The sequence below is a fragment of the Pseudomonas sp. TE6283 genome, from assembly GCF_054060555.1.
Genome location: NZ_JBSSDH010000006.1, coordinates 128596 through 153129, shown reverse-complemented (window position 1 = coordinate 153129; position 24534 = coordinate 128596). Strand labels below are relative to the sequence as shown.

Below are 24534 nucleotides of genomic sequence, written 5' to 3'. Positions count from 1 at the left end.
GCCGGCGCAGTTGCGGCGGGCGCTGCCTATGTCGGAGCCCAGGCTGGCGCTGGTACGACTGCCACGTGGAGCGGTGCTGCCAGTGCAATGGTTACAGGTGCGGTTGCAGGATTCTATACACCAACCACTACAGCTCAATCGATAGGCCTTGCGGTGGCAGGTATCTATGCAGGGTTGGCGGGCGGATATGTTGCCCGTGCAGGAGGAGGATCCAGCGGCGCCTGAGTTTGATGCAGCCCCGGCCATTCTGGGTCGGGGCTTCGGGCAGACAATGTTTACGAAGACCGTTGAAGGTTCACGGAACAAGGATGAGGTAATGGAAGTTTTTTCGTTTCATGAGTTTTTTAATATTTTTGCCTGGGGGATGATCGTGCTGGCATTGTCGCGCCTGCTTCTCTACGGGTTTGAGCGCTTTAGGCGACGTAGCGTACCTCAGGCCCTCAAGGCAGTTATCATGATCCCCATCGCGATTTCGGTAGCTTTGCTCTGTGCCAAGCTGTTTCCGTTACCGGTATAGACGCAGCATGAGCTTGCGCGCTAAGCCGTGCAGTATGAACGTCACCAGGACGGTTACAGCGAGGGTGTCCAGTGTGGTATTTGCAAAAAAACCACACTAGGTTGATGTAATTTTTTCATGCGTAGAACAATCCCTACACCTGTAGGGTGTGAGGTGGCGGCGATAAACTGCGTGTTGATGGCGGAGATCGGTCTGCAATTTTTGCTTTTTTATGTCAGGTGAGCGACCGGCCTGTCTGTGCGAAACTTGTGCTGTCGAAATTTTCGTTTTGAATAGTTGGCAGTTCGCGAGCGTAGTCGAAAGACTGAAGTTTAAATATCTTTTCAAAAAAATATAGGGGGTTTAATGATGCGAGATATCACAGTAGAAGAACTCGAGATGGTAGCAGGCGCCTTTGGTCCTGCTGGGGCAGTCGGTGGTGCGGCAGTTGGAGTTGCTACTTATCTCGGTAGCCAGACCGGTGGTGGAAGTATTAATGGAGCTGATCTGGCGTTGGCGGCAGGGGCTGGTGCTCTGATAGGCGCTGTTACCGGCCCTGCCGGCATCGGCAGCATTGCTGCGGGGACGACCACAGGTTTTGCTGGCGGAGTGATTACAGGTAATGGATCGCGTTTGTGGGGCAGTGGTTCGACGGGTGCTTGAGTGTCTATCCCGATGGTGGTGATTTCGAGGTGAGAGCAGTTCTTTTCTCACGATGGCAAGTTGAATAAATGCTCACAGGATGGAGGGAAGGTTGATATATGTTATGGACTTGCTGTCGGCCTTGCTGTTGGCAGTGATTTTCAAAAAGGTCGCCGGCTTGCTGAAGGGCAGGTTTGGTTGGAACACTGACAGCGTGCTGGGGCTGGTATCGGTGCCGGTAATCTACCTGTTCATTTATTTTGTTGTTCACCCATCGTTGTCCAAGTGGTTCTAGGCACGTTGCTGCTCGCGTGTAAAGCTCAATTGCCTTGCAGCTGTGCAACAACAGGGTGGCTGCAAAGTGCTTTCGATGGCCCACCATCAGGGCAGGCAGCGCGGTCAATTTTGACCGGTTGAGCGCTGCAAGGTCAGAAAGAGGCTGAAATATCTCGGATTCGCTGGGGTGTTTCAGCTTCTTTTCGACTGGGCGAGCCAACTAGCACCATCCCTACACCTGTAGGGTGTAGGGTGCGGCCGGGTGGCGATACACTGACTGTGAGTAGTGGCATATGGCCTTGTTTCGACAAAAAAGTCAGACGATAGATGATCTGGAGTAGTACTGATGAATGCTTTCGGTGCGATGGTCGTAATCATCTTGATCGGAATAGCCGTGGGTACGGCTGCCGATTATTGGATGCTTGATAAATTCATCAAATACGCATTGATGTCGGTGGTGATAACGCTGTCGCTACGAGTATTGCGTGGAAGTAAACTATAAGGCAGTTGCTCTTGGTTTTCTGTGGCCGGTTCGCGACCCTGCGCGCAAGGCTCTGGTTGTGCGTGCAGGCTGTATATAAGGAGTGATACACACTCCGCTAATAATGAAATTTATTCCGTGATGTCAATGAACTCGAAAATCGCTAGCGGGAATGATAGCGTCCCTGAAGATGCGTCTTTTTTGCGCAAGACCTTTTGTTTGGTGTCGTTGTACTGGAAGGGTGAAGAGAAGCTATTCGCCTGGTGCTCACTGGCGGCCTTGGCGGTGTTGTCGCTGCTGGCCGTAGCCACCGCGTTGGCTATCAACGAATGGTACAAGCACTTCTACAATGCCATCCAGGCACTCGATGCCTATTCCTTCTATCGACTGGTGCTGGTATTCGTTGCCATCGTACTGCTGTCGGTAATGCGCTCTGTCTTGATCACCTATTGGGTCGACGTCTTCGCATTGAGATGGCGGCGCTGGTTGACCAATCACTATCTGTCGGCATGGGTGGTCGAGTCGAATCGCCCCGACCAGATCGAGCAGCAGGTCGACAACCCCGATCAGCGCATCGCCGAGGACATCAACAAATTCACGTTCGAGACCATCGATCTGGCCTGCGGCCTGTTCTACACCCTGGCCAGCGTGGTCTCGTTCAGCGTGGTATTGATCAGCATTTCAGGCAGTGCGCAACTGTGGGGCTTGAGTATCCCCGCCTACATGTTCTGGGCTGCCATTTTCTACGCGTTGCTGGGCACGTTCATCAGCCAGAAAATTGGCTTCAAACTGGTCTCCTTGAGCAACAACCAACAGCGTTCCGAGGCGGACCTGCGATATTTCCTCATCCGCTTCCGTGACCACTCCTGCGAGCAGGAGGATCCGTCAGGCCGCAATGGCGAAAAAGACCGCATCAGTGAAAAGCTCGATGTCAGCCTGGCCAACATGCGCCGCACTATCCGCGTGAAGATGCGTCTTTCGTTGTTCACCGAGAGTTACAGCCAGCTCTCGCTGGTGTTCAGCAGCCTGCTGGCGGTTCCGCGCTTCTTTTCCGGTGCCATACAGTTTGGTGACGTCATGCAGATCAACTCGGCGTTCGGCAACCTTTGCGAGAATCTCAGCTGGTTCATCAATGCCTATCACCGTCTGGCCGACTGGAAAGCCACGACGGACAGGTTGATCTCGTTCGATGGCGCATTGGCCGAACGCTCCGAAATGGAGGGTGTGACGCGTGGGCACGGAACTGTCTTGGCAAAGTAGCCTGAAGCGACTTGATCGGAGGTCGACATGTTAGTGCAATCCGCGCTGTCGTCATTGTTTGCGCGAGCCAATGAAGTGGGGGTTGCCGGTACCTTCCAGTTCGTGTTTTCCGGGCAGCAACACTTCTGGGTGCGTGCGCCGGCTTGCACCCAGGTTCATACGGGCATGCATCCACAGGCAGATGTGACCATCGCCATGGACACGTCAGTGTTTCTCGCAATCATGCAGGGGCAGTCCGATATCGAAGCGCTCTTCGCCCAAGGGCGGCTGAAAATCGACGGCCGCCTCGGTCTGGCGACATTACTTCCGCGCTTGGTCAGTCGAGCATTGCATGGCGGCGATAGTGTAGGGGTGGAGATGGACTGCCGCTACCCGGCCCAGCCTCGCTTCAGCGAGCAATTATCGGCTCGTCTGGACATGCGTGGAGGGATCGAGCGGCGTGCCGCGCGACAGCTTTCGTTACACGAGTTCACAACTCGGTACCGGGCACTCGGTAAACCCTTGGTGCTCAGCTCGGCACTCGATGATTGGCCATTGGCGAAGATGTCGATGGGGCAAGCTCTGGAGCATTTTGCCGACGTACAGGGCATCAGTCGGCACGGATACTACGCCGACCATGCGTTCTCTTCCGGGCGTGAGTTCAAGGCCACCAGGGTGGTGGATTTCGTCGCCGGGATGGAACCGGCAGACCAACCGGCCAGCGACGAACCAGCCGCGTATATGGGAAACAACCAGTTGCCGCGGCAATGGCTGCACTTGATCCAGTTCCCCGAGTGGTTCGAGCGCTCACAGTACATAGCGCCAAGGTTCTGGCTGGGCCCGAAGGGCACGCTGACGCCACTTCACCGAGATGACAGCGACAATCTGTTTGCCCAGGTGTGGGGTGAGAAACTGATACTGCTGGCCGCACCGCATCATCGCGAGGCCTTGGGCAGTTGGGCGACTTCACCGGATGGAGGCCTGGAAGGATGTGATTTCAATCCGGACAAGCCGAACTGGGAGGATTTCCCGACAGCCCGGAATGTGGAATTCCTGCCCGTTCAGCTGGGGCCCGGCGACCTGCTGTTCTTGCCTGAAGGCTGGTTTCATCAAGTCACGTCGTTGAGTACGTCGCTCTCGATCAACTTCTGGACACGTTCGGTGCGTGTTCCGGCTGAAGTATGCGTCGGCTGACGTCTGCACTGCCGGACCTTCTCAGTCCATCGGCGGCAACCGCCGCTTCACCGGCGTTTTCTTGATGATTGCCGTATTGGTCTCGGCCAGCACGTTGAGGCGGTCGAGCAGCGTGTCCAGCTGCTCCATCGAGCGCACATGCAGGCGGGCGATGAAACAATCCTCGCCGGTAACCTTGTCGCATTCGGTGAACTCGGGAATGGCCACGATCTGCCGTTCCACCTCCTGCAACTGCCCCGGCAGCGGGCGAATGCGCACGATGGCCTGCAACTGGTAGCCGAAACAGCGCGGGTCAACCTCCACCGTATAGCCGCGCAGCACGCCGCGCTCCTCCAGGCGGCGCAGGCGCTCGCTGACGCTGGGCGCCGACAGGCCGCTGATCTGCGCCAAGGCCTTGAGCGAGCGGCGCGAGTCTTCCATCAGGGCGTTGATCAGCAACTGGTCGATGGTATCGGTCATGGCAACCTCGTTAGGTGATTTTCAATAAATGCCTTGATAGTAAAGGCGAGAGCACCGATATGCCTTGGTTATCCGCTGGAAGGTCGCCCCCGACCCTCCGCATACTGTGCCCATCGTCGACAGGAGGTGTGAGATGGACAATTCGCTGCGCCGTGGTTCGCTGGAAATGATCGCCGCCATGCTGATCTCCGGGACCATTGGCTGGTTCGTGCTGGTGTCCGGGCAGCCGGTGCTGGAGGTGGTGTTCTGGCGTTGCGTGTTCGGCGCCGGCACCTTGCTGCTGATCTGCGCGGCCATGGGCTTTCTCAAACCGGGCGTGCTGACCCGCGTCACCTTCCTGCTGGCGGTGGCCAGCGGGGTGGCGATCGTCGGCAACTGGGTACTGCTGTTCGCCTCCTACTCGCGGGCATCGATCGCCATCGGCACCGCGGTGTACAACGTCCAGCCGTTCATGCTGGTGGGGCTGGCGGCGCTGTTCCTGGGCGAGAAGATCACCGTGGCCAAGCTGACCTGGCTGAGCGTGGCGTTCCTCGGCATGCTGGCTATCGTCAGCGCTCACGGCGCGGGGCAGGCCAGTGGTGGCGAGTACCTGCAGGGCATCGCCCTGGCACTGGGTGCGGCGTTTCTGTATGCCGTGGCGGCGCTGATCATCAAGCGCCTGACCGGCACGCCGCCGCACCTCATTGCCTTGATCCAGGTGAGCACCGGCGTCCTGCTGCTGGCGCCCTGGGTGCAACTGGGCGGGCTGACGGGTGAACTGCCGGCGCTTGGCAGCCTGGTCACGCTGGGCATCCTGCATACGGGGTTGATGTACGTGCTGCTGTACAGCGCCATCCAGCGCCTGCCAACGGCGTTGACCGGAGCGCTGTCGTTCATCTACCCGATCGCCGCGATCCTGGTCGACTGGCTGGCCTTCGACCATCGCCTGGCAGCGTTGCAGTGGTTGGGAGTCGGGCTGATTCTGCTCGCTGCTGCCGGCATGCAGCAGGGGTGGTGGTTCCGGCCTGCCGGCAAGCCTGCGCGACAACAGTAAAGCAATGACGGGCGGCTTCCCGGCGTAGAGAACTTATCCGGCAATACAGGGGAAAGGTGGCTTATTGATAGCACTGCTGTCCTCTAGTACCCTGCGCGACTATTTCGCAGTGATGCGCTCGGCTTTAAGTGATGGACACGCCCCATGCCCCTTCCTACCCGCTTCCTGGCCGCAGGCCTGGTACTCTTGCCTTTGCTCGCCGGTGCCGCACCGTTCCAGACACCCGGCGACCGTGACCTGATCCGCGATCGCCAGGAGAACTTGCTGCAGGAGCAGCGCAAGCGTCTCGAGGAGCTTCAGCAACTGCCGGGAAGGCAGGCACCGCAGGCGCCCGCCCAGCCCACCGAGCAAGGGCGCTGCTTCCAGATCCAGCGCATCGACTTGCAAGGTGCCAGCCTGCTCGACGAGCCACAGCGCAAGGCGCTGCTCGAAGGCTACGAAGGCAAGTGCCTGCAAGTCGGCCAGCTCAACGACCTGCTCAAGCGCATCACCGACCATTACCTGAACCGTGGCTACCTGACCACCCGTGCCTACCTGCCACAGCAGGACCTGGGCTCCGGCGTGCTGCAGATCATCATTGTCGAAGGCCGCCTGGAAGGGCTGGACGGCTCCGCCCTGGCCAGCCCTCGGGAAATGGCCATGGCCTTCCCCGGCAATACCGGCGAGGTGCTCAACCTGCGTGACATGGAACAGATGGTCGACCAGCTTGGCCGCCTGCCCTCACGCCAGGTCGAGGTGGAGCTGATCCCCGGCCAGGAGGTCGGCGGCAGTCGCGTCCAGCTCAAGGGCCAGCGTGACAAGCCCTGGCGGGTCTCCGCCAGCCGTCACAACAACGGTGACGCCAGCAGTGGCGAACAGCAGATGAACCTCGGCCTGGAGTGGGACAGCCCGCTGGGCCTGGCCGATCAGCTGAGCCTGCGCGGCGGGCGCGACGTGGTCAGCGACCACTGGCGCCATTCCGACAGCCACGGCCTGAACTACAGCCTGCCGTGGGGCTGGTGGACCTTCAACTATAGCTACAACCACAACTACTACCGCACCCGCGACACCTCCAGCGGTTTCCCCTTCAAGCTCGACGGCGACAACAGCGTGCACCAGTTCCAGGCCGAACGGGTGATCCACCGCGACAGCCTGAGCAAGACCGCGGTCAATGCCGGCGTCAGCCACCTGCGTGCGCGCAACTACCTGGACGACACCCTGATCGACGTCTCCAGCACCCGTATCACCGAACGCCAGCTGGGCGTCAACCACGGCCGGCGCATCGGCAACGCCTTCGTCAACCTCGATGCCGGCTGGCAGCAGGGCATCGGCGCGCTCGACGCCCAGGGCGCGGGCGATCCGCGCGGCAACGAACCGGTGGCGCGCTACAACAAGTACACCCTCACCCTGAGTTACCTGCAGCCGTTCCAGCTGTGGGGCGAGCAGTTCAGCTTCGACAGCCTGGCCACCGGCCAGCGCAGCGAAGACGCCCTCTACAGTGGCCAGCGCATCAGCGTCGGCGGGCTGACCTCGGTGCGCGGCTTCAAGGAGCAGACCCTCACCGGCGACAGCGGCGGTTACTGGCGCAACCAGTTGCGTTGGCGCCGCCCTGTGACCTGGGCAGCACTGCAGCCGTGGCTGCGCGAATACGGCATGGCCTTCGCCTATGACGCCGGGGTGATCAAGGGTCAGCACGGCAATGGCCAGGACCATGGTCGCCTGAGCGGCAACGCCTTCGAGTTCAACGTGCGCGGCCAGTACTTCGCCGCCAGCGCGACCTTCGCCCGCTCGCTGGAGCGCCCTGACGTCATCACCCGCCGCGAACACCCGATCTATTTCCGAGTCGACGCGTTCTTCTGAGTCCCGACCCACCCTTTGCCCGTGACACCGCCGCCCGCGCCTGGAGTTTGTTCGACATGGATATCCGCACCCCACTGAACCAATGCATCGCCCTGATCGTCGCGGGGGTGCTGTTCCTCAACCCCATCGTCGCCACGGCCGCGCAACTGACCGTCGATGCGGCGGCCAATGCCAACACCAGCATCAAGCAGGCCGGCAACGGGGTGCCGATCGTCAACATCGCCACGCCCAATGGCAGCGGCCTGTCGACCAACACCTTCCGCGACTACAACGTCGGCAGCAACGGGCTGATCCTCAACAACGCCACCAGCAAGACCCAGTCGACCCAGCTGGGCGGCATCATCGTCGGCAACCCCAACCTCAGGGGCCAGGCGGCCCAGGTGATCCTCAACCAGGTCACCGGTGGCAACCGCAGTACCCTGCAGGGCTACACAGAGGTGGCGGGGCAGGCGGCCCGGGTCATCGTCGCCAACCCCCATGGCATCACCTGCAAGGGCTGCGGCTTCATCAACACGCCGCGGGCCACCCTCACCACCGGCAAGCCGATCATGGACGGCGAGCGCCTCGACCGCTTCCAGGTGGACGGCGGCGACATCGCCATCGAAGGCGATGCGCTCAATGCCACCAACCTCGACCAGTTCGACCTGATCACCCGCAGCGCCAAGCTCAACACCGAACTGCACGCCAAGCAGTTGAACGTCGTCACCGGGCGCAACGACGTCAAGGCCGACACCCTGCAGGCCACGCCGCGTGCCGACGAGGGCGGCGACAAGCCGCTGCTGGCCATCGACAGCTCGGCGCTGGGTGGCATGTATGCAAACACCATTCGCCTGGTCGGTACCGAGCAGGGCGTGGGCGTCAAGCTGGCCGGCAACATGGCCGCCACCACCGGCGACATCCAGGTGGACGCCAACGGCAAGGTGACCCTGGCGCAGACGTCCAGTGCCGGCAACCTGACGGTCGCCGCGCAGAGCGCCGAGCTGACCGGCAAGACCTACGCCGCCGGCAATGCCACCGTGCGCGTGCGTGACGATGTGACCGTCGGCCAGAGCCTCGCCGCCAGGGGCAGCATCACCGTGGCCGGCGCGCGGATCGACAACCAGGGCATCATCGAAGCCGGCGTGGAGCTGGACAACACCCGTAATGCCCACGGCGACGTGACCCTCACGGGCCAGACCCTGCGCAACCGTGGCAGCGTGGTGGCCAACCGCACCCTGGAGGCCACCGGCAGCACCACCCTCGACAACCAGGGCGGCACCTTCAAAGGCCGAGCGACCACGCTGACGGCTGGCCAGCTGGACAACCGCCAAGGCCAGGTACTGGCCGACGACACCCTGACGGTCAACGCCCACGCGATCGACAACCGTGACCAGGGCCTGCTGCAAGGCAAGGGCCAGGCCGTGGTGGATGTCAGCGCAACCCTCGACAACCGGGGCGGCCGCCTGGTGGGCCAGGGTGGCCTGCAGGTCACCGCCACCCAGCTCGACAACCGTGACAAAGGCCTGGTCGGCAGCGACCGGCAGGCCAAGCTGACCACCCATGCGCTGCTGGACAACCAGGACGGTGGCAAGCTCAGTGCGGATCGCCTGGACATCAGCACCGCCGGCCTGCTCAACGGTGGCGGCCAGTTGCTTGGCGGCGATGTGCTGATCAACGCCAGCGCCGACATCGACAACCGTCTGGGCCTGGTTTCGGCCAAGCGCCTGCTCGACCTCAAGGCCGTGGGCCTGGACAACAGCGGCAAGGGCAACCTGCGCAGCGACGGCACACTGGGCGTCAAGGTGGCGACCCTGGACAACCGTGACAACGGCCTGCTGTCGAGCCTCGGCGACCTGAACCTGCACGGCGAGCGTCTCGACAACCGTGGCGGCCTGGTCCTCGCCGACCGCTCGCTGACCGTCACCGGCGGGCATTTCGACAACCGCGACAAGGGCGCGGCCACCACCAAGGGCAAGGCCCACATCGACGTCGCCAGCCTGTCCAACAGCGATGCCGGCCACCTGCAGAGCGATGGCCGTCTCGACCTGATCGCCGGCACGCTCGACAACCAGCGCCTGGGCAACATCACCGCCAAGGGCGATCTCGAGGCCCACCTGGGCACCTTGAACCATCAAGGCGGCAAGTTGACCAGCCTGGGCAGCCTGCTGCTCACCGCCGACACGATCGACAACCAGCAGGGCGGCAAGATTGGCGCGACTACCGTGGCCGACATCAGCGCGGCGCGCATCCTCAACCAGCAGGGCGAGATTTCCAGCGCCGGCAAGGTCGTCCTGAATGCCAGCGAATTGCTGGACAACCAAGGCGGCAAGATCATCGGCGACCGTGGCCTGGCCCTCACCGTGCAGCGCCTGCTCAACCAGAACAAGGGCCTGCTCAGTGGCCATGACCGCCTGAGCCTGCACGGCACCGAGCTGCTCAACAACGGCGGCAAGCTGAGCAGCCGCCAGCACATCGACGTCACCCTGGACGGCAAGCTGGACAACAGCGACGCCGGCCTGATCGTCAGTGACGCCAGCGTTACCCTGAATGCCGGCACGCTGCACAACCGCCAGGGCGGCAAGGTCTCGGCCAACGCGGCCCTGGACCTGACCAGCCAGGGGTTGCTGGACAACCAGGGCGGCACCCTGGTGACCAACACCGGGCTGCTGCTCAAGGCCGGTCGCCTGGACAACAGCCACCTCGGCGTCATCAGCGCCCAGGACCACGCCGAGTTGCGCAGCGGCGCCATCGACAACAGTGCCAAGGGCAATATCGGTGCCGGCAGCCTGCTGCTGGTTGGAACCCAGCTCGACAACAACGCCTACGGGCGCATCAGCGCCGCCGGTCAGATCGATGCCACGCTGACCGGCCTCGACCAGAACGACCACGGGCAACTGGTCAGCGAAACCGGTATCGACCTCGACCTGCAGCACGGCCAGTTGGTGAACCGCAACGGCGGCCTGCTGCGTTCTCCGGGCAGCCTGTTGTTGCGTCAGATCGGAGTGGTGGACAACCGCGAGACGGGCGAGATTTCCAGCAATCACGGTTTCAGCCTGGTTGCCAACAAACTCGACAACCGTGGCGGGCGAGTGATCAGTGCCCAAGACCTGACCCTGCGCATCGCCGGCGTCCTCGACAACAGCCTTCAAGGCGTGTTGTCGGCCAGCCATGACCTCACGGTCGAGGCCACCCGCCTCGACAACTACACCGGCGGCAGCCTGGCCAGCGGCCAGGCCCTCAAGGCCACGATCGGCGGCCAGCTCGACAACCACGACCAAGGCATCCTGTCCGCCGTCGGCGCGTTGACCGTGACCAGCGCCGGCTTGCTCAACAGCGAGCGCGGCCTGCTGTCGGGCAACACCGGCGTGACCGTCACCACCGGCCAGCTGGACAACCACCAGGGCGGCCAGCTCATCAGCCAGGCGGCGATGACCGTCGACAGCGCCGCGCTCGACAACCGTGGCGGTGCCTTGAGCAGCAAGCAGGCCATGAAGCTGACCACCGGCGACCTGCGCAACGGCGCCGATGCCCTGCTGCGTGGCGGCCGGATCCACAGCGATGGCGCGTTGACGCTGGTGGCGGGGCAGGTCGATTCCAGCCAGGGCGGTGAAATTTCCGCCAAGGGCGACCTGCTGCTGCGGGTCAGCGAGCTGATCCAGCGCCAGGGGCGGCTGATCGGCGAACAGAAACTCGACCTCGACCTGAACGGCGGCGACCTGCTGAACCAGGGCGGCCTGATCAGCGCCAACGGCCCACTGACCATCCAGAACCTGGGCAAGCTCGACAACAGCGCCGGCGAAGTCACCAGCCAGCATTCCTACAGCCTGCTCGCCCAGCGCATCGACAACCAGCAGGGCCGCATCCTCAGCGATGGCCGGCTGACCGTGGAGGCGCCACGGCTGGACAACAGCAACAAGGGCCTGATTTCCGGGGCGCAAGGCCTGCTGGTCAAGGGCACCGACCTGAACAACAGCGGCGAGGGCACCCTGTCCAGCAAGGACGGCGACCTGACCGTGACCCTGGCCGGTACCCTCGACAACCGCGACCAGGGCGCCCTGGTCAGCAAGGCTGGCCAGCAGATCACTGCGGCCAACCTGCGCAACAGCAAAGGCATCGTCTCTTCAGAACAGGCCGTTACCCTCAGTGTCACCGACCGCCTCGACAACAGCGGCGGCGGCCTTATTTCCGCCACCGGCGACCTGGCGTTCGACCAGGACGGCACCGTCATCGACAACCAGGGCGGGCAGATCAACGGCCAGGTGATCACGGTCAAAGGCAAACGCCTGGAAAACGCCAAGGGTCAGCTGACCAGCCGCGCGCTGCTTGACCTGACCTTGGCCGAGGCGCTGCTCAACACCGACGGTGCGCGCCTGGTCAGTGGCGCCGACCTGTTGCTCAAGGTCGACAGCATCGCCAACAACGGCGGCAAGCTGATCAGCCACGGCCTGCTGCGTGTCGACGCGACGACGCTGGACAACAGCCGCGGCGGCAACCTGGCCAGCCAGCAAAACCTGGTACTGCGCCTGAGTGGCGACCTGCTCAACGGCCAGGATGGCCTGCTGTTCAGCGAACACGGCAAGCTCGACATCCACGCCAATGCCCTGGACAACCAGGCGGGTACGCTGAAGAGCCAGGGCGGCATCGAAGTGCGCCTGGACAAGGCTTTGAACAACCACGGCGGGCGCCTGGAGAGCCAGGCAGGCGGCCTCGAGCTGCACGCCGCGAGCCTCGACAACAGTGGCAGCGGCATGCTCAGCGCGGCCAAGGGCCTGTTCAAGGGCGTTTTCGCCGGCCTGTTCGACAACGGCGGCGGCACCACCCAGGCGCAGACGGTGGACATCAAGGCCGACACCCGGGTGAACAACCAGGGCGGCTACCTCTCGGCCCTGGGTGGCGACAATCAGCTCGTCACCGCCGAGTTCGACAACCAGGGCGGCGGCCTGTACGCCGCCGGGCTGCTGCACCTGCAGGGCCAGCAACTGCTCAACCAGCGCGGCAAGATCGGCGCCGGGCGCATCGACTTCGGCCTGAGCGGCGCGCTGTACAACGGTCTCGGCCAGCTGGAAAGCGAAAGCGACCTGCTGCTGCACGCCAGCGAGCTCGACAACCGCGCGGGCAACCTGCGCGCCCTCGGCAAGACCGGCACCAGCCGCTTCATCGTCGCGGGCAACCTGCTCAACGACAACGGCGTGCTGGCCACCGCCAACCACGACCTCGACCTGCAGATCGGCGGCCTGAGCAACAGCGGCGGGCAATTGCTGCACACCGGCCTTGGCACCTTCGGCCTGGCCTCGGACAAGGTCACCCAGGCCGGCGGCGTGCTGCATACCGATGGCCTGCTGAGCATCGGCGCCGCCAGCTGGACCAACGACAGCGTGCTGCAGGCCCGGCGCCTGGAGCTGGACATCGGGCGTTTTGTGCAGACGGCCAGCGGCAAGCTGCTGGCGGTCGAGAGCTTCAAGGGTCGCGGCGGCGACTGGACCAACCATGGCCTGTTGGCCAGCGATGGCAGCCTGCAACTCGACCTCACCGGCAACTATGACGGCAACGGCCGCCTGAGCAGCCTCGGCAGCCTGGGGCTGAGCGCCACCGACATTCGCCTGTCCAGTACCGCCAGCCTGGCTGGCGGCGCGGGCAGCGTGGTGACCGCCCGCAACCTGTTGAGCAACGACGGTCGCCTGACCGCCCTCGGTGGCCTTACGGTCAACGCCGCCAGCCTGGAAAACCGCGGCACCCTCGGCGGTGCCGCGGCGGTGACACTTGCTGCCAACACCCTGAGCAACCAGCGCGGCCTGGTGTTCAGCGGCAACGACATGACCCTGCGCGTGGGCAGCCTGAGCAACTACTACGGCGATATCTACAGCCTGGGTGGCCTGGACCTGGCCGGCAACGGCAGCGCCCGCGCCGTGTTGCTGGAGAATATCTCCGGCAGTCTGGAGAGCGCCGGCAACATGACCCTGGCGGTCGATACGCTGCTCAACCGCAAGGAAAAACTCACCTCCACGAAGAAACTGACTGCCGGCAACGTCAATATCTATTCCGACGACCACTGCAAGGGCAAGGGGTGCAAACTGCACTTCAGCGCGGTGGAAACCTGGGAAGACGTGATTGCCGAGGACTCGCCGACCGCGTTCATCACCACCGGTGGCAAGCTGGCGTTTGCCGGTAGCGCGTTCCGCAACCATTACAGCAGCGTTTCCGCGGCGGGCGACATCGTCATCAACACGGCGGTGTTCGAGAACAAGGCGGCAGGTGGCGGCGAACAGCGCAACCTGACAGCCAGCATGTATACCCGCAACCGCGGCCAGTACAACGCTTTCATCCAGGCCAAGAACCAGTTCAACCAGAACCCCGGCTCGCTGACCCTGGACCAGGTCCTGGCGGCATCGGGTTACCCGCAACACAGTATCTACGACCTCATCGACCACAAGACGCCGATCGCCGGTGCCGTGGTGGCGCCCGCAGTGATCCAGGCTGCGGGTGCAGTGACCATCAACGCCACCCAGCGCATCGACAACAGCGTGGTGCGCGCCAACCAGGCCGGGGCCGGTACCATCGGTGCCCGGGGCGACGTCAGCGCCGACCCGCGCCAGGCCCAGACCCAGGTGCGCGCGCTCAACCCGCAGTTGCCACCGGACCTGGCCCAGCGCCAGGTCAACCCGGTGACCCTGCCCAGTTTCAGCCTGCCCCAGGGCAGCAATGGGCTGTTCCGCATCAGCAGCCAGGCCGGCCAGGCCGCGAGCAGCGGCGATGCGCTGGGCGCGACCGCTGACCGCACCCAGGCCGGCAGCGGCATCTTCATCGCTCCGCTGGCCACCACGGCCAGCGCCGACAGCCGTGCGGCGCAGGCGCTCGGCGCCGACAGCGCGGCGTCTGCCCAAGGCGCCGTGGCCGGTTCCGGCGTGGCGCTGGGCGGCCTGGCCGCTGGCGTCAAGCTGGTCCAGGGCGTGCCAGAGCGCAGCGTGCCGAGTGTCTCGCACAAGTACCTGGTGGAGACCAACCCGGTCCTGACCGACCTCAAGCAGTTCCTCAGCTCCGACTACATGCTGGGCCAGCTCAATATCAAGCCGGACCAGGCGATCAAGCGCCTGGGTGACGGCCTCTACGAGCAGCGCCTGATCCGCGAAGCGGTGGTGGCCCGCACCGGCCAGCGCTACATCGACGGCATGACCAGCGACGAGACGCTGTTCCGCTACCTGATGGACAACGCCATTGCCAGCAAGGACAAGCTCTCGCTGAGCGTGGGCGTGTCGCTCAGCGCCGAGCAGGTGGCGGCGCTGACCCACGACATCGTCTGGATGGAGCAGGTCGAGGTCAACGGCGAGAAGGTGCTCGCCCCGGTGCTGTACCTGGCCCACGCCAACGGCCGCGTGGCCCCCAACGGCGCCTTGATCCAGGGCCGCGACGTCAACCTGATCAGCGGCGGCGAACTGGTCAACGTAGGCACCTTGCGCGCCACCAACAACCTCGCCGTCAGCGCCATCAACATCGGTAACGCCGGGTTGATGGAAGCGGGTGGGCGCCTGGACATGCTGGCTACTGACTCGATCCGCAACGCCCAGGGCGGGATCATCGCCGGGCGCGAAGTGAGCCTTACCGCGCTGACCGGCGATGTGATCAACGAACGCAGCGTCACCCGCCTCGAAGGTCGTGCCCGTGAGGAGCACGTGATCAAGGACCTGGTCGACACCGCTGCGCGCATCGAGGCGGCGAACGACCTGACGATCACCGCCGGGCGCGATATCGGCATTGTCGGCGGGGCGGTCCAGGCCGGGCGCGACATCGACCTGGACGCCGGTCGCGACCTGTACATCGGCAGCCAGGAAGGTCTCGACAGCCACGAGTACCAGCGCCGCCGTGAGCGTGGTCATGACATCACGATCACCCAGTACGGCAGCGAGGTGAAGGCCGGCGGCAACCTCACCGCCACGGCCGGCCAGGACCTGAGCATCGTCGCCAGCGAGATCGAGGCACGCCGCGACCTGGCCTTGCAGGCGGGGCGCGACGTGACCCTGGCCGCAGCGGCGAATGAGGAGCACAGCTACGTCAAGGGCAAGGAAGGCAAGACCAAGTTCGAGCGGCAGAAGGACGACGTCGAGCAGCAGTCGGCCGAAGTGAAGGCCGGCGGCGACCTGACCATCGACGCCGGGCGCGACCTGCGCATGGTGGCGAGCAAGGCCAGCGCCGGCGACGAAGCCTACCTGGTGGCCGGCGACAAGCTCGAGCTGCTGGCTGCCAACGACAGCCAGTACTCTCTGTATGACATGAACAAGAAGGGAGGCTGGGGGAGCAAGAAGACCCAGCGTGATGAAGTGACCGACGTGAAGGCGGTGGGCAGTGAGATCACCAGTGGTGGCGACCTGACCCTCGAGAGCGGCGGTGACCAGCTGTACCAGGGCGCGAAACTCGCCTCCGGTGCGGACCTGACCATCGACAGCGGCGGCTCGGTGACCTTCGAAGCGGTCAAGGACATGCATCAGGAGAGTCACGAGAAGTCCAAGGGTGACCTTGCCTGGAACAGCATGAAGGGCAAGGGCAGCACCGACGAGACCCTGCGTCAGAGCCAGCTGACCGCCAAGGGTGATCTGGTGATCAAGGCGGTGGATGGCTTGAAGGTCGATGTGAAACATGTCGACCAGGCGACCATCAGCCAGAGCATCGACGCAATGGTCGCGGCCGATCCACAGCTGGCTTGGCTGAAGGAAGTCGAGAAGCGCGGGGATGTGGACTGGCGGCAGGTGAAGGAAGTGCATGATTCCTTCAAGTACAGCCATTCCGGGCTTGGGGCTGGGGCGCAGATGGTCATTGCCATCCTGATTGCCTATTTCACGGCAGGTGCGGCCAGCGGGCTGGTTGCCAGCGGGGCCTCGGCCGCAGGTGCTTCCACGGCTGCGACTACAGCCAGTGGCATGTGGGCGGCCGGTACGGGGGCGTCCTTGCAGGGTATTGGTTGGGCCAACGCAATGGTGACTGCAGGCGCTATGGGCATGACCAGCAATGCAGCCATCAGCACGATCAACAACAAGGGCAACCTGAGTCTGGTGCTCAAGGACGTGACGTCCAAGGATGCGCTGCGAGGATACGCCGTCTCGGGTATCACCGCCGGGCTGACCGCGGGGCTGTTCGACGGGTGGATGGAGACGAAGACTGACGTTGCTGGTGCGGCTGGCGCGACCGGGGTCGTTGCGAAGACAACTGCGGTGCTGCCGCCGGGCGGGCTTTCCACGCTGGACGGTATCGGGCGTTTCGCCGGTAGCCAGATGTTGCAGAACGGTACGTCCGCTGTGCTCGACCGCGCACTGGGCGGCAACAGCTCGTTCAGCGATGCATTGCGCAATAGCCTGGTCAACACCTTTGCGGCGGCTGGATTCAAATGGGTTGGTGATATCAGCGCAGAGAACAAACTCAACCTGAAGGATGGGGGGTTACCCAAGATCGCGCTCCATGCGCTCATGGGCGGCCTTGCAGCGGAGGCTGCGGGAGGCAACTTCAGGATGGGGGCCCTGTCAGCTGGTGTGAACGAAGCTGTGGTCGGACTGCTGGCCGATCAGTACACCAAGATGCCGAAAGAAGAAAAAAACCGGCTGTTGATGATGAACTCGCAGCTCATTGGCGTATTGACCGCTGCCGCCGCTGGCGGCGACGCCAAGGACCTGCAGACGGGGTCGTGGGTCGCGAGCAGTGCAACCTCTTACAATCGCCTGTTGCATGACGCCGAAAAGAAGGCGCTTACGACCGAGGCAGCAGAACTGCAGAAGCGACTTGGCAAGCCAGGGACCGATTTGTCCTGGGACGACTTGCTGCTGCTGGCTGCCAACGCGCAGGTAGATGAGACGGAGAACAAGCGGCTGCAGGCGCTTCTGCAGATGTACGACCCGAAAAAACCTGAGGGGCAGCATTTTGCCGAAAATCTGCTGATCGCCCAGCAGAGCATTGCCAAATTGGCGGCCCAGGACATCGTCCTGACCTGGAAGGATGGCCGTCCGATCACGGCCGATGGTGATGAGGTCAAAGCATTCCAGTCCACTGGAAAGCAGTTCCAGGACCACGGGTTGTTCAATACCGACTCGAAATGGACGCAGGCGTCGGGTAACAGCTGGGCCGGTGAAGTCGATACGGTGCCCGAGGCATGGAAGCGGCAGTTTGGTGAGAAGAATGCCGCGATCTACATGCGCGAGATTGGGCAGGTCTCAAGCAGCCCGGCGGAAATGAAAGACCTGATGGAGCGAATCTCGGTCATTGCCACGGGCGGTGTGAAGGATGTAACGGTGGACCTGGATGTCGCTTTGGCGATGACAGGGGCGCCTGCTGTGTTGCGGGCGTTGCTGGCCAAGCGGGTTAGTGCTGCAATGGCCGAGGCAAGTACTTTCCCTAAGAACCTGTCCGTGCACTCGCTTGACAAGGTGCCAGATGCGGCGATTGATCCTGCTCTCCTGCGTGACAATTTGACTCCATTCGTCAGAAGTGCAAACAAAAATAGCCTTTCAATCGCAGCGGGATCTGTGGAAATAGAGGGGCAAACGCAGTATTTTCTGTCGGTAAGTGGAAAGGGTTGGAGAGGCGATGCTCCGGATGTAGTCACCCTTGCTGGGGTTGAGTATAAGGTTGTAAAAGTTGATTCAAAAGCGGTCGAAAGCGTTGTAAATGGTTTGAATGGTTCAACTAACTTTAATCACGCTGAGCAAAAGCTTATGAGCTATTTCCAAGATGTGTACGCTGGGAAGAGTGCGAAGGTTTCGCTTGGGGTGCAAAACACATCCGCTTCGAATCCTGGTATGTGTTCTGGGTGCACGGTTACAAGTAAAAGTTTTGCGGAGAGTAATCCGTCTTTCAGTGTTAGGTTCTTTGAGGGCAGTTCTGGAGTGAATCCATGAATAATAAAGATTTCTTAGCCGATTTGTTCGGAGATGAGCAGGGTGTTGTCAATTGTGTTGGTTATAGTGAGCGCGAGCTGGACAAGATTTCCCGTTTGTACGATATTCGCATAGAGGGGCAACTTAAGTTGTTCTTGAGCGGGATGGGAAAATGCGACGGGGGGTTGATCGGAGACTCTCAGGTTCAGTTGTATCGCACCTCTTGGATGGTGAGGGAACATTTGCTTTTTCAGGTTGACTTCTTCTCGCAAATGCAGGAGGCAGGTCACTACGGTTTCTTGAATAAGCCTTTTGTTTTTTCGCTTGTATCCGAAACGCAGTATTACTTTCTCCAGACCTCGTTAAGTGATGCTGTCTATCACTATGATTCGAATACTGATGTTGTCACAGAGGCAGGTGTTGATTTGTTAGATTTTTTGAAAATTTTGGCTGCTGAAAACAAAGGTGCTCTTAAGGTTTTAGTTTGTGGTGATTTGTTGAGAATTATTTGAGGGGAAAAGAGGGGGGAAGGGGACCAGGGGGAAAGGGGACAGATCTATTTTTCCTACTCTAATATCGGCCCTTGTGGGGTCGAAGGGGTCGAGCAGTCATGTCATTCTCCTGATTCATCAGTCGTCAAGGTGATCCAGGGAGGATGCCGTCATGCCTAAATAAATTTGTCCCATTTTTTACTGAAAGCAGGGTCAAGGGGATAAATTCGAAGCGTGCTCTAACTGTAGCGGTGTACTGAAGGATGCCGATGTGATTACCGGAAGGAAGCACTGATGATTATCAAAAGAAATGCGATAAGCAACCAGGGCGGATTGTGGACTTTTCGGGGCGTGCCCTACACCGGGGGCGCGTTGGAATTCTCGAATGGTCATTTGGTTGGGGGAGGTATGTATGAAGATGGCCGCTATGTTGATGTCTACCGTAGCGAGTTTATTATTGGGGAGGTGCGTAACAGTATCGAAATGGAGCGAGACTATACGGGGAAGCAGTTTTATTTGGGAGATAGTGTCTACAATGGATTTTCCTATGAGTTCAGTGGAAATGTATGTGTCAGCGAGCGCTTGTATGAATATGGCTGGGTGATAGAGGAAGTAACATATTTCCCAGATGGACAGTTCCGTACTGTCGAGATCGGGGAGGATGTTCCACAGAGTTATGAGTGGTTCGAAGGCGGTGGACTGGAAGCGATGACGGTTCACCAGAATAATATTTTTATGTTTTCCTTGAAATTTTCATTGGAAGGTCTGACGCGGTTGACTCTGTTGGGTGACTATTTTTCTAAGCTACCGCAAGTGATCGGGTGCATAAGGTTTCCTGTGTTACGTGATAAAGCGGAGCTCTCCTCTCTTAAGTGTGCGGCCCGGGTTTCACTCATTGGAGATGGTATTGACAAGGCTGTGGTTGATTACATTTTTATGGGCGACAATGAGCGCTGTATCAGAGAGTTAGAGCTGGATGGTGTCAATGGGACACCGGAAATTCTGCAGTGTTTGAAAAATTATCAGCAGTTGAGTGTATTGAAAGTTGTGGCTGCTAAGGATTGCGTTGACTGGTGGCGTGAAGGGTGCGTCCAGTTTCAGGTACTTCGTCCCGAATGTGACGTATATTTAAATAATCGGAAGGTTAGTTTGGAGGGGTAATGGGGTGTTTGTTCTGTTCGTAGAATTGCCTTCCATATCGGTCTGCAAGTCGGGTCGTTTCTGGTAGTCGATAGTGGCGTGTTGCATTCAATACCCAGTGACAGGCAGTTTCAAGGGAGATTCGGTGGCCGATTGAAACGAACACAGGTTTTACATGTTTTTGAGTCCTGAGCGCGGCCCCGATTAGTTCGTCGCCGTCGAACAGGCCTGATTGGCATCCCCTTTCATCAAGGGGAGGGGCGTATTCACCAATGAAGCGACTTTTTCCGCATCCAATAGTGGGTATGTCATAAAGTACCCCCAAATGCGATGCCAAGCCAAACCGACGAGGGTGAGCTATACCTTGCCCGTCGCAGATGATCAGATCCGGTCGGTGGGTTATAGTTGATAAGAGTTTTACGATTGAAGGCAGCTCTCTAAACGAAAAAAGACCAGGCACATAGGGAAACGAAGTCGTATCCGACCATGCATGCTCTTCGATGATGTCCAGGCTTTCTGCGTCAACCACAACAATAGAGGCAATGAGTGTATCGTTTTCTTTGTGGTAGGCGACATCAATGCCTGCGATACTAGAGATAGGCCCAAGCTGATCTTGCTTGACTACAAGTTTGGATAGTCGTATCTGTAGATCGGTGGCCTCGCTTGGGGTTATATCCCAAGGGTGTTGTATGACTGGCTGCATGTGGACTGTTCTCGCTAAATCAAGCGGGTGAGGTTGTCGTCAACGATTCGTCAGATTATGCCATTTAAGAGCCAAATGACCAGCTGATTTACTATTGATCTTGGGCATGAAAGCATGAAAGGGGCTAAACGTTGGGCGGATCTATTTTTTCTACTCTAATTTTTGTCCCTATGGGGTCGAAGGGGTCAGATAATCATGCAGGTCAAGGGAAATAAATCTGTCCCTGTTTGCTGGTTTTTCTGATTGACGGTGTCGTGGATGTTTGAGTATTTATGAGAGAAGGAAGGGTGGCAGTGAGACTCAATATATTTTTAGTTTTGTTCTTTGTTTTGTCCGGCTGTGTAACCAATCAACTACACTTCGCCGCCTACACTACAGGCGCAGAACAATCTGCTATCAAAAATAAAATAATTCATTCAACGATAATAGGCGTGTCCGGCGATGAACGCTGCATTCAATGTTCTGAGAATAGTAAGGTTGTGTGGCATGCGGCCAACTACAAAGTGGGTTTGTATGAGGGATTCGCTAATGTCCCAGTCACCGATTGGTCTGATTTTGCCAAGCAGTCTATCGGATCTGATGCAGATGCGAGCATAAAAACCAGAGTCGAGATTGACCGGATTTTCGTCAAGACTTGGAATAGTCCTGATTATTATGCGTGCGAGGCCAGGCTCTCGGTATATGTTGGCGCGGCCAAATATACGGGGCAGTCGCGTGTTAAAATAAAAATGGCAGGCCAGGAGCTGGTTAATCAGGATCTGGTCTATCTGAAATCCGAGACGCTAAATGCTGTTGGTCTTGCCTTGAAGGCTGCTTACATAGATGCATTTGACAAAATTGAGAAGGTTTCGCGCTAAATTAGCGAAAGGTTTGCAGGTCTATTTTGCTAGTCGGAAAAGGGGACCGGAAAAGGGCCGAAAAGGGGACAGATTTATTTTTCCTATGAGAAGGTATATTTTAATGGAGGTTTTGTGCTTGAAGATATTGGCGAAGGTAAATTGCCGTGTCAGGTTTTTAGAGATCTGATAAAAGTCGATCCTACTATTGGTAATGTACGTCTTAGTGAGGTTTTTCATGAGGAGTTCATCGAGGTTGATAGTTTGGCTCTACAGCTTATCTGGCATTGGCGGGGGCCAGGAAAAACTGAAGGAATTAGTGATGAGTCACTAAATGCTGAGCTGTTGGTGATGTTGAAGAACGCTGGTTATTTGAAGAGGTGAAAGATGAGTTTTCCAGTTGTAACTGCTGAGGGGAAGGTTGGTGGCGAAACATTGGACCGGAAAAGGGGACAGATTTATTATTCCTGATTTATTTTTCCTACTCTAATTCCGGCTCCTGGCAGTAGGGAAAATAAATCTGTTCCCTTTTTCGTGATCTAGCGGCAGTGTGAAAGCTCAGCTTGGGCTGGCAGAAATGTGGCAGTCTCCTGATAATAACAACTTAGCGATATAGTTATTGGTTCTCGCCGTTCGCTGTTATGGAGCGGACCTGTTTTGTCCATTTTTTATTTTGGAGTAAGCAATGATTAATGTTTCGGATTTGAATGAGTTGCTCATTGCCAATAATTGCTTGCATTTCATGAGTATGCAGTTTGATGAAAATACTATGGCCTATGATTTGTCTCTATTAATTGCGGCGTCTGAAGAAGCATGGACTGATGCGGTACGTATCAGCTTTATTGATGTAAGCCAATTTACCTCCCGAGATTTTGGCGGCGGATTAACTCAGTTGATGCATATGAACGTGAGTAAGCTGGATTCTGGTCTTGACAGGATACGTTATCAGTTTTGCGATCATGAGGATGGGAGGTTGTCCTTCTGCTTCTCGTCATTCTCGGTTGATTATGTGGTGTAAAAGTGGTTGTAATTTCTTGTCGTAACGTGGATGGCCGGAAAAGCGGACAGATTTATTTTCTTTGCTCTAATTTCGGTCCCTGCGGTGTTGAAAGTATCTAGCAGCCATGCAGGGCAGACAGAGATTAGAGTAGAGAAAATAAATCTACAAACTTTCGATAAATATTCAGTTGAATATATTTGCGCGGAATTGATTTCTGAGGTGATTATGAAATATTTAGAGATTCGATCCGAGATGGAGGTGATGTTTGAACGAGGGGTTAGTGAGCGAGGTCTGACATTGTATCAGGCTTTTGGTTACGCCTATGATGAAATGGATAACTATTTGAAGTCTAAGGTTGGGGGCGTGCGCTTGGCTGCTTATGTCTCATTGTTTATAGTTCCTGTCAAGGCTGGGTTGGCATTTGTAGCGGAGGATAATTTTACTCAAGATGTAGCCTCTGAGTTTTTGGAAGTATATTTCAGTTTGCAAATTGAAGAGCGTTGTCAGTTGTTCGAAGATGGGGCTGTGATGCTGGCAGATGCTAGAGAAGTCTTTGAGTGCTTTACGAGGTTTGGATTGGCTTGATCTTGCACAATAAAAGCGGATGTGGCATTCGGGAAAGATCTATTTTCCTGCTCTAATTTTTAGCTCTTGTGAGGGCGAAGGGCTCTAGCAGCGATGCAGGGGAGACCGAAATCATAGTAGAGAAAATAAATCTGTCCCCTTTTGGTCGGAGAAGTAAATCTGTCCAATTCCCTGTTGTCAAATTGTCGCAAGATATTTTTATAAGTGTATGAGTGAACGGAATATGAATGGGCAAACGAGGAGTGAGCAAGTTGGAGAGCTGATCGCCAGATTGTCGCTCAATAGAAATTCATGCGATGAAAATGAATTGTGTTATGAGGTTAGGTCGGTTTCAGAAGATGAAAAGTTACAGATTATTTGTGAGCTGATAACTTTTAATGTTCGCCTCGCTGCTGCTGTCGCCGCACGAGTGCATTTGGCAGAGCGGCAGCAGGTGCAGTTGATGAGGGAGCTGCTGGAAAGGGGAGGGAGTAATACTATAAGGCAGTTTGTAGGGCGTTTGTTTTCGCGTCGGCTAAGTGCTTCATTGATTATAAAAGAGCTGATGAGGGCGAGAGCGAAGAGTCCTGATGCGGTTAGGTTGATGGCGTATTATTTTTCCGGCACATTGGCGCTTAGAAGTTCGGATCAAAAATCTGTACTTTATAAGTTAAGGTCTGGTGATGCTGATTGATGGGCCCAAGAGCGAAAAAGGGGCGGCGAAGAGAATAGGAGATAGATTTATTTTCTTTACTCTAATTTCGGTTCCTGGTGGCGAAGGGATCTAGCAACCATGCAGGGCAGGCCGAAATTAGAGTAGAGAAAATAAATCCGTCCCCTTTTCGTCCCGTCCCCTTTTCGAAAGCAAGCAGTGTCATTTGTTTTTTCTTATTTATTAGAATTAAAGTGGGGCGGCGTCGATAAAAATCCGACTGGAGGAATGTTAAGTGACCGATATGGCGCTGGAGGTGAAAATTTTTAATGCTGATGAAGCTGGACGTTTTCTAGCGATGGCTGCGATTGGATTACTTTCATCAGTCAGGGCGGGTGTCATCGAACTGGATGAAGTAGAGCGCTTGTTGTTCTCGCCGGGTGTGGCAAGTGTTTTTAGAAGGAAGGGAATTTCTTCAGTTGTCTGCGATCTTGTTATGGAGTGTTGTGAGTTGGAAGATGTGCTTGGTCTCTTACCCAATAGGTTTGATAGTGAGGTTGTACGGCTTATTGATGCTTTTCGGAGTATTTAACCGTCTCGGCACCGCTAGATGCCTATTTGGATCATGTGGAATATAGGTAGTTTATATGTCGCTGG

18 protein-coding genes are annotated in these 24534 nt (G+C 58.4%); 16 read left to right on the top strand and 2 right to left on the bottom strand.

Going from position 1 to position 24534, the window contains the following annotated elements; all coding sequences use genetic code 11:
• The first annotated feature begins 187 nt into the window (after positions 1-187).
• The 5 genes from ACVWZ5_RS11030 (at position 188) to ACVWZ5_RS11010 (ending at position 4328) form a co-directional block, all read left to right on the top strand.
• On the top strand, positions 188-517 hold the full coding sequence (locus ACVWZ5_RS11030; RefSeq protein WP_155721680.1) for a hypothetical protein: 330 nt from the start codon (positions 188-190) through the stop codon (positions 515-517).
• Between the two features lie 745 nt (positions 518-1262).
• Positions 1263-1433: a hypothetical protein gene (locus ACVWZ5_RS11025; protein ID WP_155721679.1), complete on the top strand. Its 171-nt coding sequence runs from the start codon at positions 1263-1265 to the stop codon at positions 1431-1433.
• Between the two features lie 327 nt (positions 1434-1760).
• Positions 1761-1916: a hypothetical protein gene (locus tag ACVWZ5_RS11020; protein WP_155721678.1), complete on the top strand. Its 156-nt coding sequence runs from the start codon at positions 1761-1763 to the stop codon at positions 1914-1916.
• 126 nt (positions 1917-2042) lie between these two features.
• Entirely contained in the window at positions 2043-3155 is a 1113-nt protein-coding gene (locus ACVWZ5_RS11015; RefSeq protein WP_172402416.1) for an SbmA/BacA-like family transporter, read from the top strand.
• 27 nt (positions 3156-3182) lie between these two features.
• Positions 3183-4328 carry a cupin-like domain-containing protein gene (locus ACVWZ5_RS11010; RefSeq protein ID WP_062574727.1) on the top strand — a complete coding sequence of 382 codons (1146 nt, stop codon included), beginning with the start codon at positions 3183-3185 and terminating at the stop codon, positions 4326-4328.
• Positions 4329-4349: 21 nt separating this feature from the next.
• On the opposite strand, the gene ACVWZ5_RS11005 is transcribed toward ACVWZ5_RS11010, so the two are convergent.
• Complete coding sequence (locus ACVWZ5_RS11005) at positions 4350-4787, bottom strand: Lrp/AsnC family transcriptional regulator (protein WP_062574726.1); 438 nt, start codon at positions 4785-4787, stop codon at positions 4350-4352.
• 133 nt (positions 4788-4920) lie between these two features.
• On the opposite strand from ACVWZ5_RS11005, the gene ACVWZ5_RS11000 reads away from it, so the two are divergent.
• The 5 genes from ACVWZ5_RS11000 (at position 4921) to ACVWZ5_RS10980 (ending at position 20143) form a co-directional block, all read left to right on the top strand.
• Positions 4921-5820 carry a DMT family transporter gene (locus tag ACVWZ5_RS11000; RefSeq protein ID WP_457340606.1) on the top strand — a complete coding sequence of 300 codons (900 nt, stop codon included), beginning with the start codon at positions 4921-4923 and terminating at the stop codon, positions 5818-5820.
• Positions 5821-5964: 144 nt separating this feature from the next.
• The gene (locus ACVWZ5_RS10995; RefSeq protein WP_457340605.1) at positions 5965-7659 is read left to right on the top strand and encodes a ShlB/FhaC/HecB family hemolysin secretion/activation protein; all 1695 of its coding nucleotides are present in this window, start codon (positions 5965-5967) and stop codon (positions 7657-7659) included.
• Between the two features lie 56 nt (positions 7660-7715).
• Positions 7716-18512: a two-partner secretion domain-containing protein gene (locus ACVWZ5_RS10990; protein WP_457340604.1), complete on the top strand. Its 10797-nt coding sequence runs from the start codon at positions 7716-7718 to the stop codon at positions 18510-18512.
• Positions 18509-19003: an SMI1/KNR4 family protein gene (locus ACVWZ5_RS10985; protein WP_280071381.1), complete on the top strand. Its 495-nt coding sequence runs from the start codon at positions 18509-18511 to the stop codon at positions 19001-19003. The genes ACVWZ5_RS10990 and ACVWZ5_RS10985 overlap by 4 nt, the downstream gene beginning before the upstream one ends.
• A gap of 273 nt (positions 19004-19276) precedes the next feature.
• On the top strand, positions 19277-20143 hold the full coding sequence (locus ACVWZ5_RS10980) for a hypothetical protein (RefSeq protein ID WP_280071382.1): 867 nt from the start codon (positions 19277-19279) through the stop codon (positions 20141-20143).
• Here the strand turns inward: ACVWZ5_RS10980 and nfi are convergent.
• On the bottom strand, positions 20127-20825 hold the full coding sequence (gene nfi / locus ACVWZ5_RS10975; RefSeq protein WP_280071383.1) for a deoxyribonuclease V: 699 nt from the start codon (positions 20823-20825) through the stop codon (positions 20127-20129). The two genes, ACVWZ5_RS10980 and nfi, sit on opposite strands and share 17 nt — an antisense overlap.
• Positions 20826-21118: 293 nt before the next feature.
• Between nfi and ACVWZ5_RS10970 the strand changes: the two genes are divergently transcribed.
• The 6 genes from ACVWZ5_RS10970 (at position 21119) to ACVWZ5_RS10945 (ending at position 24469) form a co-directional block, all read left to right on the top strand.
• Positions 21119-21682, top strand: a complete 564-nt coding sequence (locus ACVWZ5_RS10970) for a hypothetical protein (RefSeq protein WP_280071384.1) — start codon at positions 21119-21121, stop codon at positions 21680-21682.
• Positions 21683-21796: 114 nt separating this feature from the next.
• Positions 21797-22045 carry a hypothetical protein gene (locus tag ACVWZ5_RS10965; protein WP_280071385.1) on the top strand — a complete coding sequence of 83 codons (249 nt, stop codon included), beginning with the start codon at positions 21797-21799 and terminating at the stop codon, positions 22043-22045.
• 301 nt (positions 22046-22346) lie between these two features.
• The gene (locus ACVWZ5_RS10960; protein WP_280071386.1) at positions 22347-22679 is read left to right on the top strand and encodes a hypothetical protein; all 333 of its coding nucleotides are present in this window, start codon (positions 22347-22349) and stop codon (positions 22677-22679) included.
• Between the two features lie 30 nt (positions 22680-22709).
• The gene (locus ACVWZ5_RS10955; RefSeq protein ID WP_280071387.1) at positions 22710-23246 is read left to right on the top strand and encodes a hypothetical protein; all 537 of its coding nucleotides are present in this window, start codon (positions 22710-22712) and stop codon (positions 23244-23246) included.
• Positions 23247-23454: 208 nt separating this feature from the next.
• Positions 23455-23919, top strand: coding sequence for a hypothetical protein (locus ACVWZ5_RS10950; RefSeq protein WP_280071388.1), 465 nt, complete (start codon positions 23455-23457; stop codon positions 23917-23919).
• 262 nt (positions 23920-24181) lie between these two features.
• The gene (locus ACVWZ5_RS10945) at positions 24182-24469 is read left to right on the top strand and encodes a DUF3969 family protein (protein WP_280071389.1); all 288 of its coding nucleotides are present in this window, start codon (positions 24182-24184) and stop codon (positions 24467-24469) included.
• The last annotated feature ends 65 nt before the right edge of the window (positions 24470-24534 follow it).